The 13,391-nt window shown below is 34.6% G+C and carries 13 protein-coding genes; 12 read left to right on the top strand and 1 reads right to left on the bottom strand.

Annotation, left to right across the window (positions count from 1 at the left end; translation table 11 throughout):
• The first annotated feature begins 300 nt into the window (after positions 1–300).
• Both QYS47_RS15935 and QYS47_RS15940 read left to right on the top strand, forming a co-directional pair.
• A complete protein-coding gene (locus QYS47_RS15935; RefSeq protein ID WP_322347101.1) occupies positions 301–1,878 on the top strand; it encodes a hypothetical protein in 1,578 nt (525 codons plus the stop codon).
• Between the two features lie 163 nt (positions 1,879–2,041).
• Positions 2,042–2,596 carry a hypothetical protein gene (locus QYS47_RS15940; protein ID WP_322347102.1) on the top strand — a complete coding sequence of 185 codons (555 nt, stop codon included), beginning with the start codon at positions 2,042–2,044 and terminating at the stop codon, positions 2,594–2,596.
• A gap of 364 nt (positions 2,597–2,960) precedes the next feature.
• On the opposite strand, the gene QYS47_RS15945 is transcribed toward QYS47_RS15940, so the two are convergent.
• A complete protein-coding gene (locus QYS47_RS15945) occupies positions 2,961–3,671 on the bottom strand; it encodes a hypothetical protein (RefSeq protein WP_322347103.1) in 711 nt (236 codons plus the stop codon).
• 403 nt (positions 3,672–4,074) lie between these two features.
• Here QYS47_RS15945 and QYS47_RS15950 point away from each other — a divergent pair, with 403 nt between their 5' ends.
• The 10 genes from QYS47_RS15950 (at position 4,075) to QYS47_RS15995 (ending at position 13,360) form a co-directional block, all read left to right on the top strand.
• Positions 4,075–5,478 (top strand): serine hydrolase domain-containing protein, encoded by a 1,404-nt coding sequence (locus QYS47_RS15950; protein ID WP_322347104.1) that lies wholly within the window; start codon positions 4,075–4,077, stop codon positions 5,476–5,478.
• 163 nt (positions 5,479–5,641) lie between these two features.
• On the top strand, positions 5,642–6,130 hold the full coding sequence (locus QYS47_RS15955; RefSeq protein ID WP_322347105.1) for a hypothetical protein: 489 nt from the start codon (positions 5,642–5,644) through the stop codon (positions 6,128–6,130).
• Between the two features lie 226 nt (positions 6,131–6,356).
• Positions 6,357–7,640: a hypothetical protein gene (locus QYS47_RS15960; protein WP_322347106.1), complete on the top strand. Its 1,284-nt coding sequence runs from the start codon at positions 6,357–6,359 to the stop codon at positions 7,638–7,640.
• A 208-nt stretch (positions 7,641–7,848) separates the two neighbouring features.
• Positions 7,849–8,718, top strand: a complete 870-nt coding sequence (locus tag QYS47_RS15965; RefSeq protein ID WP_322347107.1) for a DJ-1/PfpI family protein — start codon at positions 7,849–7,851, stop codon at positions 8,716–8,718.
• 32 nt (positions 8,719–8,750) lie between these two features.
• Entirely contained in the window at positions 8,751–9,233 is a 483-nt protein-coding gene (locus tag QYS47_RS15970; protein ID WP_322347108.1) for a hypothetical protein, read from the top strand.
• A 20-nt stretch (positions 9,234–9,253) separates the two neighbouring features.
• Complete coding sequence (locus tag QYS47_RS15975) at positions 9,254–10,075, top strand: SDR family oxidoreductase (RefSeq protein WP_322347109.1); 822 nt, start codon at positions 9,254–9,256, stop codon at positions 10,073–10,075.
• Positions 10,076–10,134: 59 nt separating this feature from the next.
• Positions 10,135–11,046: a helix-turn-helix domain-containing protein gene (locus QYS47_RS15980; RefSeq protein ID WP_322347110.1), complete on the top strand. Its 912-nt coding sequence runs from the start codon at positions 10,135–10,137 to the stop codon at positions 11,044–11,046.
• Positions 11,047–11,204: 158 nt separating this feature from the next.
• Positions 11,205–11,621, top strand: coding sequence for a VOC family protein (locus QYS47_RS15985; protein WP_322347111.1), 417 nt, complete (start codon positions 11,205–11,207; stop codon positions 11,619–11,621).
• Positions 11,622–11,811: 190 nt separating this feature from the next.
• A complete protein-coding gene (locus QYS47_RS15990) occupies positions 11,812–12,159 on the top strand; it encodes a YciI family protein (protein ID WP_322347112.1) in 348 nt (115 codons plus the stop codon).
• Positions 12,149–13,360, top strand: coding sequence for a DUF6596 domain-containing protein (locus QYS47_RS15995; RefSeq protein ID WP_322347113.1), 1,212 nt, complete (start codon positions 12,149–12,151; stop codon positions 13,358–13,360). Before QYS47_RS15990 ends, QYS47_RS15995 begins: the two co-directional genes overlap by 11 nt.
• Positions 13,361–13,391: the final 31 nt, after the last annotated feature.

The following is a 13,391-nucleotide window of genomic DNA, read 5'->3' on the forward strand; positions in this document are numbered from 1 at the left end:
AATCCTTATACAAATTCGCACTTTTAAAGCAGGAATGCAATACCTATTTATGGGTAAGTTCGCTTTGAGTGGAGAATTTGAAATCTGTAAAATTTCAAAAAACTCCATTTTTTCATTACATTTAGCGCATCAGTTCATTTACAACCAAAACCTAATGCTCAGCTTTATTTTTTGAATTGTGAGGACTGACAAAATAGATATATCATCACCTAGGGGTGACGATATATAAATATAGTCACCAGGGGGTAACTATATTCAGTTGTTAGCCACAAGGTGAAAACCAATCTACAAGAATAAAAAATGGAGAAAGATTATTTTCTTTTAGAGGACAAAAAAAAGGAAATTGAATCCAAGTTCTTAATCAAAAATGGTTGGCTGAAAATTTATGAAGATGATTCTAAAGACTTTGACGATTCTGCTGGATTATATTGTTGTCTAATATCAAACGACAAAGTTGAGAAATACAGTCAAGATTATAATTGGCCACTTTCAATGGGAAGTGAAGGAAAGCCATCTGTTTACGGAGACAACACGTATAAATCAAATGACGAAGAAGGTTTAGAACCTTTTTTATTCTACAAAAGCTTTTCATTACAAGAAACTTCAATAAAATATATAGATGTTGCAGAAGAATTTATTCTCTACTTTCGACTTTACGAAAAAGGGAATGACAAACAAAACCGCACATTTTATTATGTAAGCGATTATGGAGAATTAGATGAAGTTCTAATCATTGAACCAAAATTGATTAAGGTAAAAATCAAGTATTTGAGGGAATATATCACAATGAGAGATATGAACTTCGTAGTATGCTATGATTTTATGAGATTGCTAAAAGAAATCCCTTCAGATTGGAACATCAAACACAAGGATAAATTAATCAAAGAAAACGACTTTATTTATAGTCATTTAATTCGCAATGTATCCGACAAAACTCAAAGTTGGATTATGGGAAAAGTATTTATTAAACCAAATGAATTAAAGAAATCACATTTTGACTTTGGAGAAGCAAAAAATGAAAGATTTATAATCGGAATTGATGACGAAGGAGAATTAATTTATGAAGATTGCGGAAAAACAGACGGCAATCATTTTAAAGTTACTTATTTCAAAAAAGAGGTTTTAAACAAATACTACAATGAACCAAACAAATATCAAGTTGATGGATTTAGTGTTGGCTCAAAGTTTTTTAGATTAAAAATAGACAATAATGTAGATGAATACATTCCTGTCTTTCTTACCAATTTGAGAATGCTTCCAGAAAAGGAACAACTTCATTGGAAACAATATAATATTCCACCAAAAGAGGGAATGAATATTAGTAGAACTTATTACAGAACAATGATAGAAGGTCAATGGGCAGAACAACCTGAAACTGTTGACTTGTTCTTTAAATCAAAGTATAAAAGCTTCAATAAAAAATGGCAAGAAAAGTTTGGTTGGCAATTGTACAAACCATTATCAAAAAAAGATGAGCATCTATTTACTGCATTACATAAAATAACAACAAATAACGTTAAAGCTTTCTGTGAGCAAACTCTAACAATAGTAAAACTGACTATTGATAGACTTAATGAAAAGGAATTGGCAAAAGGGTTAGATTTAGAGTCAAAAATTCGAGGAATTGGAAAGTTTGAAAAGTTTTTAGAGTCAAAAGGAATGAATATTCCCGATATGTTTGTGTTTTTAAGAAATCTTCAAAATTTAAGGTCTGGACTAATTGCCCATACATTTAGTGAGTCTAATAAAGACTGTAAAAAAGCTATTGAATATTTTGGAATTACAGATAGCAATTACATTGAAGTTTTGGAAGAAATATTTGTAAAATCAATATTTACATTTAATACTCTGGAAAAATTTTTTGAGTTGAAAGAATAAAAGCCCCATGGCTAACAATGTATATAAAAAATAGCGGTTTTATCGCTTTAAGGAAACAAAATGAATAAATTAAAGGTCAGTAATAAACCAAAAAGTCAGTGAGGAAAACTCGCTACTTTTCATATACGAGACCGTTAGGCTAAATTGATATGTCATCAAAAAAATGATTTATATATTCCTAAGTATCTGTTTTCAGTTAATCAGCATAAATTCAACTTCAACCTTTGATCAATTCTTCAAAGCTTCATTGGATAACTATTTAAGCAAACCTTTAGATTTTCCGGCAAATCTGGAAAATGAAATTTTATATCGCTGTATTTATGACTTTAATAATGACGGTTTAAATGATGTGGCTCTAAGTGGTCAAAAATCAGGAGTCTTCGGAAAAGGCGGAGGAGAATGGTATATATATTTTCAAGGAGACTCATTTAAAAGTAATGAGAGCCAAAAGACTATGCTTCTAGGTTGCGACTTTAGTGGTATTATTGATCAAAATAAAATACTATTTTTCAATTCTTATGGTTGTTGTGCTGGTGAATTAATTGAGTACACCTTTTATGGGAATTCTTTCGAAATGATATCTAAAACATTAGAAAACAGTGAAAAATACGACCTGTGGAGCGAAATAAATAAAAGCTTCGAGAAGCTGGATAAATTACCATTTCAAGAAATTAAATATTCTGATTTAATTGAAGGTAAAGCATGGAACGATAAATAAAACGTAGCCTTCATTCCCGCATGCTTTGCATGCTTAGAAATTATTATCAATACCTTAAGACTTAAACACCAAGCCTGCTTATGAAATAGGCTTCCTGCGTCATTTTACCCTCTCCTGCGTGAATATGACCCTTTCCTGCGAGACTATTGAGGCTTCCTGCGGCACTAATACCCTTTCCTGCGCCATTTTTACCCCTTCCTGCGGTACTTTAATGGCTTCCTGCGTGACTTATACCCCTTCCTGCGCCAAGTTGGGGGCTTCCTGCGAGACTTTTGACCTCTCATGCGCCAAATTATCAATTTCCTGCGCACTTATCAGCATGGCTGTATGAAAAAAGCCCTCCTGAATTCAGGAAGGCTTTGTATTATGAGGCTTGTCTCATCCTAAAATATCGGCTCGAATAGCCTTTTCGTCTCGCTTCATCTTTCCAGAAGACGTATTTACCAGCTTCATAGATTTCATCTACTGCTTGTTTTAAATAGCTGTAGGCTTTATCACGGGTAATTTTGGGGCTGCTATTTTCTTTACGCTCACCATTCGCCTTGGCTAATAAAATGCTCATTTCAGAAGCCTGACTAGCCGCAAGGTGTAGTTTATCTTCCTCAAAATTAATAGCTTTTAAGAGCGGTAAATTGGCTAAACCCAAGGCTGCTAAGTCACTTAAATCCTGCACTAAGTCGGCATTGGAAGTGCCTTGCTCCACTCCTTGCACTTTGGATAGTAAATCCTGTCTTTTTCGGAAAGCAAAACGGAAGGCGTGTTCAATTTCATTTTTCAAGTCTACCGCTTTCGGGCTCATTTCGTCCCACTCCTGCTGGGCTTCTTCTTTGGTGTATTGATCTTTATTCCAGATGGATTGAGCATAGCGTAAAGCTCCAATTCGAGCCTCAAATTCATCGAAATAATTTTTGGGCACTCCTACCTCAATTAATTGCTTTTGATCGGCTTTACTCCATTCGAATAAATCGGAGGCTTCCTGCAAGTAAACGTCAACAGGCATGTTAGGAATTTTCGTTTCTGCCGCTTCCATAGCCGCAATGCTCCCCTTTAGGGTTTCAAAGTTCTCTTTGGACATAATCTTATGTTTTGGTTGATACTTATTAAAGCCTCAATATATAGCGTACGAAAGTATATGTCAAGAACTTTTAGTGTAAATATTTTAGGAGTATTAGATTTATCATATAAGCTTATCCTATTATCTAGCCGTTATCAACTACTATTTTCTTTCTTTAAGGATTTTAATTACATTTATTGCATCAGTTCATATACAAGCAAAACCTAATGCTCAGCTTTATTTTTTGAATTGTGATGACTGACATAATAGATATATCATCACCTATAGTTGTATATAAACAACTATTGTAAGCACCGATATGAATACAATAAAAAATCCGTTAGATTAGTGCTAAAAATATATAAACGCAATAATAGCGTTTGCACAATTGTTAGCGGTGATTTAAAATACTAATCACAACTGAATGAAGCAACATTTGAAATATATAGGGATACTGATAATAACACTTTCAATATCCAATTTGAAAGCTCAGGAATCTATTGACTCACTGGTGGGCACTTATATGTCGACAAATAAAATACCAGGACTTTCTCTTGCCATTATTGAAAATGACAGTGTTAAAACAATAAAAGCTTACGGTCTATCAAGTATTCAAAATGATGTGAAAGTTGACGTCAACACTACTTTCGAACTTGCATCTTTAACGAAACAATTTACTGCGGCTGCCATTCTAAAACTTCAACAAGATGGCAAATTAAACGTAGATGAATATTTGCATCAGTATTTCCCTGAATGTCCAGAGCGTTGGAAAGCGATAACTATAAAACAATTGCTATGGCATACTTCAGGATTACCGGGTATGTTTCCACATGACAATTTCACACAAAAATCATTTACGGGCTATTCTAAAATGACAGCTGCGCAATTAGACATCATGATGCAAACAAATACTGTCAGTAAAGATTTAGCAATAAAGTCCATTATTACGGATTCACTCGATTTTAAACCAGGTTCTGCCTACAACTATAGTGATGTTGGATATTTATTGTTAGGGATTGTCATTGACAATATAACAGGTAGTTATAAAGACTATTTGACGGATATTTTTGACCAAAATGGTTTGCTGAATACTTATTTCGTTAATCAGGAAAAAGTTGTTAAAAATCAAGCAAGGGGTTACTCTCTAAAAGATGGAGAATGGATAAACATAATGAGAACATGGGACTATGAAATACCTTCCCATTTCGGTGTCTTTTCGAATTTATCGGATTTAATGAAATGGTATAAAGTAATCTCGGGAAATGACTTTCTTAATGAGACTAACCAAAATTTTCTGTTCTCGAAAGGTACACTAAATGACAAATCAAAAATTGCTTATGGTGGTGGTTGGGAGATTAATGATATCAATGGATTAAAATTCATTAGTCACACAGGAGTAACAGGAACTATTTTGGTCAACATTCCGCAAAAAAGCACCACAGTTATCATACTTTCAAATTTAGGATATAATGGAAACGACATGGTAAATCCTTGGAATTTAGCTTATGAAATAATTAATAAGATAGGAATAGAAACCAAAATTAATCGCAGTCATGTTACCTCAAGTGGACTTAAACAAATAGAGCCGAATAAAGCAGCTTTTAGAAATCTGACGGGTACATATTTTACAGCGGACAGCCTAGAAGCTAAAATATATATAGAAAGTGGGAAGGCTTATTTTGAAAGTCAAGGAAGTAAGAATGAATTATCTCTATTAGAAAATGGAAGTTGGCTTGTGCTATGGTTCGATTATGAGTATATACTAACGTTAGATGAAAATGGACAAATATTGGAATCGAATTACGGAAGAATATTTAAGAAAGAATAAAAACCACAGCTAACAAGGTATATAAAAAATAGGCGAAACAGTAGTAAAATCAAGGGTTTTAGCTCGTGTCAAACTTTATGCTTAACCTAAAGTAAAGCGCTTCGAAATCGCCTACTTTTCATATACTAATCGTTACAGTAAATCCTCCATGAATCACTCATTAATGACGACAATATTTTTGCTTTTCACAATAACTGTTTTCGGTCAAACTGATGGAATAACAGAGATTAAGAAACTATACAATGAGACTCAAGACAATAAATCAACCTATAAGACGCTGACAGCAGATGATTTTGAAAATTCATCCGAGGGCGGAGAATTAAAAGCATTTAAGGATTCACAAGAAGTTCGTTTAATCGAGGCAAGGTACTATGGGCACATGGGTAAGACCGTGGCGGAATTCTATTACCTGAACGGACAAATTTACTTTATTTTCCTCAAGGAATTTAGATATAACATGCCACCTACAGAATCGGGGTACGATCAGGACAAAACCACAATTGAAGAATCTCGATACTATTTTTGGGACAACAGAATGATCCGCTGGATCAGCCCAGATGGTGAGTATGTGGATACGAAATCACCTGAATTCCTAAAGACATCAAAAGAGAATTATGACTGGGCTGATGAACTTTTGGAAACAGTTAAATAAAGTCTGTAACACTAAGTATAAACCATACGCTTCAGCAGTTTCTTGCAAGCAAAACAGTTGATTACCGCAATTTTTGGCTGGCAGGATCATAGTCTCATTGGAACTTTAGTAAGCAAAGCAACCGAGCCATTGGTAACAAAGTAAAAATTGCTATCTTCATTACCTTAATTAATAGTGGCACACGGTATTTACACGCGCCCGATACTTGCAATTAAGAAGATGAAGTATGAAAGCTGTTTTTATAGTAATTAGTCTACTTGTCTCAATAAAATTATATGCTCAGTCAGATAGTGTATATACTCAATCCTATTTAGACAAGAGTACTCGATTTGCTTGGCTGACATATGGTGGTGATTTGAACTATTTGAGTGGTGGCACAACACAGCAATTTATTAATGGTGTTAAGCAAGATACCGATTTTGGAAGTACCTTAATGCCCAGGTTGACTATTGGTGGTATTCACTTTTGGGGTCATGCGGACTTCTATGTAACTTTCCCATTATCCTTTTTAAGGCTGCAAGATAAACCAAGTGGACTAAATCAATTAGATATTTATCAAGGAGTTGAAACAGGTATGCGACTCTACCCCTTAAAACTTCAACCCCAAAGATTAAGCCCCTTTTTAGGTATTAGTTTCAGGAGGTTTCGTTTTTCTCAGGAATCAGAACAGAGTAATAGTAGCAAGGGTGTTCCATCCTATGGTCGCTTTATTCATCCCTTACAGTTTGGATTAACTTACACATCTGATAAGTGGCATATTTCGGCATCAGGATATAATAACTATCAAAATGAATTTGACTATTATATTTCCCCAACCGAAACAGCTAATGTCAGATTGAATCCCGTATCGGTTAATTTAAGTTTGCTGAGATATATTGACACAGACCGGCACTTTAGAACACCTAGTGCAGCGAGGCAATTAAATGATTATTATAAAAAACTTAAAAGTGAAAACTTATTGAGTGCCTGGTTTTTTGGAATAGGACCTTCAGCTGCCTTACAAATGAATAAATCTACTTATTTGAAGGAAAACCATCCATTTTTATATGATAATTATTCTGCTGCTATTCTACCTGACCTCACTTTTGGTAGATATTTCAATAATATCGATGCAAATTTAAATTTGGCTTACCGAACTTATGGTGACCGGTTTGAAGGTTTTGGCACTGAAATTAGAACTAGAAGACATTCAGTTGGATTTGAGTCCGTTAAATTCCTTTTCAACTACCTCGGTTTTGTCCCTTTTGTAGGGCCAATCCTTTCCTACGAAAACCTGAATACCACAGTAAATGGTATCAATTACTCTGAAAATAAATTGGCTTTAGGCGTTACATTTGGTTGGGATATCAGGGTAACAAAGACAGGCATAAGTCTTTTGAGGACAAATCTACGTTATAATCCTAACTTACACATGAGTGTTGAAGGGGAAAAGATGATGTTCGACCATCTCGAATTCAATTTTATTCAATGGGTACAATTTATTGGCAGAAAAAAGGCCCTAAGGAAATAAGTTCTGATTCGTATGAAACTAGGTAATTATCAGAAATCTTGACTCTTACTAATCACTTAATTATGATATACTTAGTATTATTTTCAATAAGAACGCACGACCATAAAATATAAACTTCCTTAATTTCATTTAGTCTTTCCGAGAAATCATTAAGTTCCCTCATTTTGATTCATAGAAATTTGTGAAACAAATAAAAAAATGAGGAACCATGATTAAAAAGATATTCGGAATTGCCCCTACAAAAGAAAAAAATGGCTCAGCTTACATCCCATCTCCCATGGGAAGAATGCTTGGAGTAGATAAGGTAAGTGGATTTAAAGCAAGCACATTTGAAGGAAAAAAATATAGAGGCGATAAAAAGATCTTAGTGCTTTGCACTGAAGAACGCTATTTTGAAATGGCCAATGGTAAACAGTTTTCTACAGGTAATAATGTACAGGAAACCATGGTCCCGATAATGCACTTAGTGAATGGCGGCTTTGATTTTGAAGTAGTGACGCCTACAGGTAAAAAAGCTATTTTAGAAGAATGGTCAGTACCTCTCAAAGATGAGGCAGTAATCAAATTTAGAACTGAAAATCAATTAAAATTTAATAATCCATTATCACTCAAAAAGCTTATTGAAAATGATGAGCTGAATGATACCTCAAAATACATTGCACTTTTTCTACCAGGCGGCCATGGTGCTATGGTAGGCTTACCTGAAGATGAAAATGTAGGAAAATTGCTTCGTTGGATAAAAACATCTGATCGATACTTGGTCGCTGTATGTCATGGCCCCGCTGCTATGATAGCAAAAGATAAAAAGGATGAGCCGAACCCTTACAAGGGATATAAAATGGTTGCTTTTCCCGACAAGTTTGATAAACAGTCCCCTTCCTTGGGTTATTTACCCGGACAACTTCCATGGTTTCAATGTGAAGCACTAGAGAAAGAAGGGATTGAAGTGATCAATGACAAAATCACAGGCGCTACTCATATCGATCGAAAGCTTATTTCAGGGGACAGTCCGAAGGCTTGTGACGAGCTAGGGAAAATAACCGTGGATACCTTATTTAAGGAATTAGAGGTTAACTAATAGCTTTTATAATGACGGAAAACATGGAAATTATGAAGCAGTTCGAAATATATATCGCTGCCCAGAGAGCCACTGGAATGCAAATCACCATTTTTGGTATAGCCCTTCTCCTAGTCGCTGTCCTACTGCATTTTAGCCAGCTTAACCCTATCACTCAGGGTTTAAGAAATAGCTTTTTAGTGATCAGCATATTACTGCTAGTGAGCGGAATTGGGTTTATAGTCAATCAAAAAAGTCTTTTGAAGAGCAAAACGGAAACCTATCAAGCAGATCCTTCTGAATTCAAAAAGCAGGAAGTAGAGCGAATGGAAGGTGTGAACAAAAGTGTGCCTAAAATCATCTTGGGGCTAAGCATTATCCTGATAATCATACTCTTGGCCTTAATTTTATTGATCAAGCAACCTTTATGGAGAGGCGTATCCTACGGTATATCGATCTATTTCCTGGGTCTTTTGATCGTAGAATCTATCTCTTACCTCTCAGTAAAGACTTACCTAAACGCTTTATTAAACTAAACACATAAAAATAAAAAAACATGAACAAGACCATTTTAATAACAGGAGCCAGCTCAGGAATAGGAAGAGCAACTGCCTTATTATTTCAAGAAAAAGGATGGAATGTAATCGCTACCATGCGAACACCCGAAAAGGAGTCTGAGCTTAAAGCCTTAGATAAGGTATTGGTGAATAAGCTTGATGTATTAGAAATCGATACTATCAAAAGTTCAATAAAAGAAGGAATAGAGAAATTTGTTAAAATTGATGTGGTACTCAATAATGCCGGATACGCTTTGATGGGAACCTTTGAATCCGCCAAACGCGAAAGCATCATCCGTCAATTTGGAGTGAATGTACAGGGGCTATTTGATGTTACGCAAGAAGTATTGCCCCACTTCAGAGCCAATAAAGACGGAATGTTTATTAACATATCTTCTATCGGAGGAAAAATGACTTTTCCTTTAATGCCTCTTTATCATTCCACAAAGTGGGCGGTGGAAGGATTTTCAGAATCATTACGTTGGGAAATGGCGCAAATCGGAGTTGCTGTTAAATTAGTTGAACCGGGTGGTGTAGCCACTGATTTTGGTGGTCGTTCTTTAGACATGCAACATAATCCAGAACTGACAGAATACAATGAGTTTGTAGGCGCATTTACGAAAGCTATGCAAGCTTCCATGGATCCTTCCAATATGAGCAAAGCAGAACAAATTGCAGAGGTAATTTACACAGCTGCTACCGATGGAAAAGATACTTTACGATACAGAGCAGGGGCAGATGCAGAGCAATTATTAGCAGCTCGTTCAAAAATGTCCGATGAAGAATTTTTTGCCATGCAAAAACAGCAGTTCAGCTTATAATGAGTTAAATTAGAGACAGAGATAGGGAACAATCCTATCTCTTTATATACAAAAACAAGATGGAATCTTATCAAATCAATTCAATCAGTCAGGCGCATCAAGCCATGGGGCTCCCTGCTCCCAAGCATCCTTTGGTCACGGTAGTCCAAACAAAAGATTTTGATACTAAGCTTGACTTTAATGGCGTAAAAGTCATTAATAATCTGTACCAAATTACGCTCAAACAATTAGGCTGCGGGAATTTATTTTATGGTAAAAACTCCTACGATTATGAGGAAGGCACCTTGGTATTTACCTCCCCTGGGCAAGTAACTAGGTTTGAGGGTGAAATGCCCGCACAAGAAAGTGCTGCTGAAGGTTGGACTCTGGCTTTTCATCCTGATTTAATTAGAAAATCCACTTTATCGGATAAAATCGATAGTTATTCTTTTTTCAATTATGATGTGAATGAAGCCTTGCACCTTTCGGAGGAAGAGTTGGCTACTATAGAAGGGCTTTTAGAAAAAATAGTAAAAGAGTATAGTCAGAATTTAGACAAACATAGTCAGAACCTGATTATAACTAACATTGAACTCCTGCTGGATTATTGCACACGATTCTATGATCGCCAATTTTATACAAGAACCAATTTAAACACCGACATCGTCTCAAAATTTGAAAGGCTCATCAAAGCCTTTTATCAAACAGAGATGGTGCATGAGATCGGTATCCCCAATGTGCAATATTTTGCAAATGAATTAAACTTCTCTGCTAACTACTTAAGTGATTTACTGAAAAAAGAAACCGGTAAATCAGCGCAAGAACACATCCATCTTTTCTTGATTGAACGTGCGAAAAACACCTTACTGAATTCTAAGCAATCCATTAGCGAGATTGGCTATGCGCTGGGTTTTGAGTATCCGCAACACTTTAGCAATCTGTTCAAGGCCAAAACAGGTATGAGCCCGAGTGAATTTAGGAGTTTGAATTAAAATATTGTACCAAACGGGGTATAAAAGCAATAGCGATTCAAGTATAAACTTGAGCCGTTTTTTTGCTTAATTAGGTATATTGCTATGTGAAATGAAATTTAAGAGCGCTAATTCGATAATGTTCTTAAACAGAACGTTAGCCTCAATTAAAATAAACAATGTACCAAAGAATAGCACATATCGCTTTAGTAGTTGAGGATTATGATGAGGCGATTGAATTTTATACGGAAAAGTTGGATTTTACACTTCTTGAGGACACGAGAATAGATGAAAAGAAAAGATGGGTGATGGTCGCTCCACCAGGAGCAAAAGAATGTTGCTTATTACTAGCTAAAGCTGCTAATCAAAGACAAAAGGAAAGTATAGGAAATCAATCTGGAGGACGAGTTGGATTTTTTCTATTCACAGATGATCTGTGGCGAGATTATAACAATATGATAAATAGAAAAATAGATTTTATAAGACCTCCTTCTAAATTTGAATATGGGACTGTTGCTGTGTTTACGGATTTATATGGCAATCTTTGGGACTTGATTGAACCCAATGAAAACAATAAAGGATTAATTAAAGAATAAAAAAGGTAGGTAACATTTTTAAATGAAACCATTGCATCCTATGAAATGCTATGATTTCAACGACTTAGCGTTTTGTGTCAACATATAATCATCCCAAAATTTAACATTTGAATAAATTTTAAATTTTTAGAAAAAAATGTCCAAAATTGAATACACCAAATGTTTTTAGAGTGAACTAAAACATTTTACAATGAAAAAATATTTATTGCTTCTTCATGAAGACATAGAAAAAATGCAAAAACTTTCCCCTAAGGAAATGGAAGAATTAACAAATTCCCATATGGCTTGGGCGGAAAAGTTAGGCAAATCGGGTCATTTTATTTCTGGCGAGGGCCTTGAAGAAAATAGTGTTAAAATTTCTGGAAAGGATAGTATCGTTAAAGATGGGACATTCTTGGAATCAAAAGAAATGATTGGTGGCTACTATTTACTACAAGCCAAAGATTTAGATACGATTATAGAATTGGCAAAAGGTTGTCCTTGCCATTTATGGGGTGGAACTACCGAAATCAGACCGATAATGGAATATGAAGAATAAAATTTCTTCGGTTGTCGAATCGAGTTACAGAGCTTTTTACGGAAAATTATTTTCGGCTCTTTTCAGTCAATTCGGTGCGAATTATGTAAGTGAAATCGAAGATGCAATTCAAAATTCATTTTACAAATCTTTAAAAAGTTGGAAACCTAATCAAGTTCCTACCAACAAAGAAAATTGGCTTTTTATTGTTGCCCGAAATGAAGTTTTGAACCAAATAAAAAAAGACAGCCGACAGCAATCGCAATCTGATTTTAAAAGCAAGGTAGAAACAGAAAATCCAAAAGAAGATTTAAGGCTAAAAACTATCCTATTTTTATCTAAGTCTAAAAAGGCATCTTCAAAAGTAAAAGTGATTTTTGTTTTAAAAAATATCTTTGGACTGCACATCAAAGAGATTAGCGAATGTACTTTACTATCTCAAGATGCTATTTACAAAAGCATAAACAGAGCTAAAAAAGACTTTCAACAATCTACAAAAGATGAAAATTTTGATTTGACTTTTGAGCAAATAGCCGATCAAGAAATTAAAATTGTAGAGGAAATTCTATATGCAGTTTTCAACATTGGTTTTGACTCTTTCAACGAAAAAACCAATTCAATAATCAATGAAGATTTGTGTTTAGAGGCTTTATCACTTTCAAAAATTTTGTCCGATACGTTTCAGCGAGTAAGCACAAAAAATCTTCTTGCATTATTTTGCTTCCATCTTGCAAGAATTCCGGCAAAGATTAAAAATGACAAAATCGTTTCATTCTTTGAGCAGGATAAAACCAATTGGGATTACGACTTTATAAAATTAGGTTTCCACTATATGGAAAAACCTGAAAAGCTTAATAAATACTATTTAGAGGCTGTAATTGCAAGTAAACATATAACAGCAAGTAAGAATGACATTGAGCATTGGAACGAAATAATAAAACTATACCAATTATTGATTTCGGTTTCTAATTCGCCAATTACGAAATTGAATCTTTGTTATTGTTTAAGTAAGGCACATAGGATCGAGGAGGCAAAAGAATTATTGGAAATTGTCGAAAATGAATTACCTGACGAACACATCTATCTTTCTTTGGTAAAGGCTAACATGCTCTCAAATAAAGAAAGCTATGAATCCGAAAAAATAATTAAGCAAGTATTAAAAAACATTAAGCAAAAAATCAGACGGGAATACATATTAGAAAATATGTCAACTAGCTTCTGAATAGAACATTAGAATTATGTAAACACTATAT

The organism is Marivirga arenosa, assembly GCF_030503875.2.
Classification (GTDB): domain Bacteria; phylum Bacteroidota; class Bacteroidia; order Cytophagales; family Cyclobacteriaceae; genus Marivirga; species Marivirga arenosa.

Coding starts and splice junctions, on each gene's coding strand:
- QYS47_RS15935 (WP_322347101.1), top strand. CDS start 301: ATGGAGAAAGATTATTTTCTTTTAGAGGACAAAAAAAAGGAAATTGAA.
- QYS47_RS15940 (WP_322347102.1), top strand. CDS start 2,042: ATGATTTATATATTCCTAAGTATCTGTTTTCAGTTAATCAGCATAAAT.
- QYS47_RS15945 (WP_322347103.1), bottom strand. CDS start 3,671: ATGTCCAAAGAGAACTTTGAAACCCTAAAGGGGAGCATTGCGGCTATG.
- QYS47_RS15950 (WP_322347104.1), top strand. CDS start 4,075: ATGAAGCAACATTTGAAATATATAGGGATACTGATAATAACACTTTCA.
- QYS47_RS15955 (WP_322347105.1), top strand. CDS start 5,642: ATGACGACAATATTTTTGCTTTTCACAATAACTGTTTTCGGTCAAACT.
- QYS47_RS15960 (WP_322347106.1), top strand. CDS start 6,357: ATGAAAGCTGTTTTTATAGTAATTAGTCTACTTGTCTCAATAAAATTA.
- QYS47_RS15965 (WP_322347107.1), top strand. CDS start 7,849: ATGATTAAAAAGATATTCGGAATTGCCCCTACAAAAGAAAAAAATGGC.
- QYS47_RS15970 (WP_322347108.1), top strand. CDS start 8,751: ATGAAGCAGTTCGAAATATATATCGCTGCCCAGAGAGCCACTGGAATG.
- QYS47_RS15975 (WP_322347109.1), top strand. CDS start 9,254: ATGAACAAGACCATTTTAATAACAGGAGCCAGCTCAGGAATAGGAAGA.
- QYS47_RS15980 (WP_322347110.1), top strand. CDS start 10,135: ATGGAATCTTATCAAATCAATTCAATCAGTCAGGCGCATCAAGCCATG.
- QYS47_RS15985 (WP_322347111.1), top strand. CDS start 11,205: ATGTACCAAAGAATAGCACATATCGCTTTAGTAGTTGAGGATTATGAT.
- QYS47_RS15990 (WP_322347112.1), top strand. CDS start 11,812: ATGAAAAAATATTTATTGCTTCTTCATGAAGACATAGAAAAAATGCAA.
- QYS47_RS15995 (WP_322347113.1), top strand. CDS start 12,149: ATGAAGAATAAAATTTCTTCGGTTGTCGAATCGAGTTACAGAGCTTTT.